The organism is Haloferax profundi (assembly GCF_001469865.1).
GTDB lineage: Archaea > Halobacteriota > Halobacteria > Halobacteriales > Haloferacaceae > Haloferax > Haloferax profundi.
In genome coordinates this window covers 1-1,154 of the sequence record NZ_LOPV01000689.1, presented here as the reverse complement: position 1 = coordinate 1,154, position 1,154 = coordinate 1, and the positions used below count along the sequence as shown (strand labels likewise).

At 50.6% G+C, this 1,154-nt stretch carries 1 protein-coding gene; it reads right to left on the bottom strand.

Going from position 1 to position 1,154, the window contains the following annotated elements; translation table 11 throughout:
• On the bottom strand, positions 1 to 966 hold a 966-nt coding region (locus AUR66_RS21540), incomplete at its 3' end, for a right-handed parallel beta-helix repeat-containing protein (RefSeq protein ID WP_157533249.1).
• Positions 967 to 1,154: the final 188 nt, after the last annotated feature.

Here is a 1,154-nt window from a genome sequence, read left to right as displayed (position 1 = left end):
TGTCTCAGCGGTTCCCATCAGCGCAAACGTTCCATACTCGTTCGGGCCTTCGACAATCATCCAGTTTTCGTCCATGTTGTGAATCGGAGACATGGACGCATTGACTGTCGACCAGTTGCCGTCGTATCGATACATCGTGAGCGACGATTCGTTCACAGCACCAAGGTCTGCATCCGTGTAGTACTGCGTAATGTCGACTGTCGATTCGTTACCCGTTGGTGAGACATGGACGTATTTCGAGATATTGGTCACGTCTGTGGGATCCACAGGAGGCGAAGAGACCGTCTGGACATCAACGTCTGTCCCAACGATGTCGACGCGAGATGATGACGTCGAATTGCCGATTGAGAGGTTGTATGCCTGGGTCGTCGTTGACGAACCATTCGTGTAGAGCGCTGATATCGCGGTATCCGAAACCGAGGAGTTCCGAATCACTGTCTCGTTCGACGCTGTGACTGCGAAGCCAACACTTGGACTGCCACCAACGGTAGATTCGACAATCTCGTTACGATCGCTGCCCAGTGCAATCTGCATACCGAGCAGTGACGCATTCGTCGAGGTAACCGAGTCTAACGTCGACTCATCGGTGTTGTTGAGACGAACACCAGTCCTCCACGTATCAACCGTCACGTTACGTACGGTTACGTTGGAGATGGCCGTGCCGTTTCCAACAGCAATCCCGACTCCAGAGCCGTTGCCGGTGATTGTGTGGCCGTTCCCATTCAGAACTACGTCATCCGACTCGATATCGAGACAACTTGCCGAACTATTCGTGAGATTCGCCGTGATATCGTACACCCCTGGCTGGCTAATCGTCGTACACGTCGAAACCGAAGTTGATTGGGACGCTGCTGCAACAGGTGTTGAAACAGAAACAACACCCACAACTCCTGAAGTAAGGACACAAAATGTTAGAATCACCGCGACAAGTCGCTGTGTGATTCGTTTCGTCCCCTTATCGCTCATAACAATTCCCGTAAACCGAATTCGGCTGATTGCCGAGGGTTGTGATAAACTGTTCAGTATACATGAATGTAATTAGACAATGACAATACTGTTGGCATAAATCCGTGGGATAAGTGTGGGGTAGTCGTCTCCAGATTCCAAATTATCTCGACGGGTCGTCATCGTCGTAGAATTCTGTGTTCAAAATC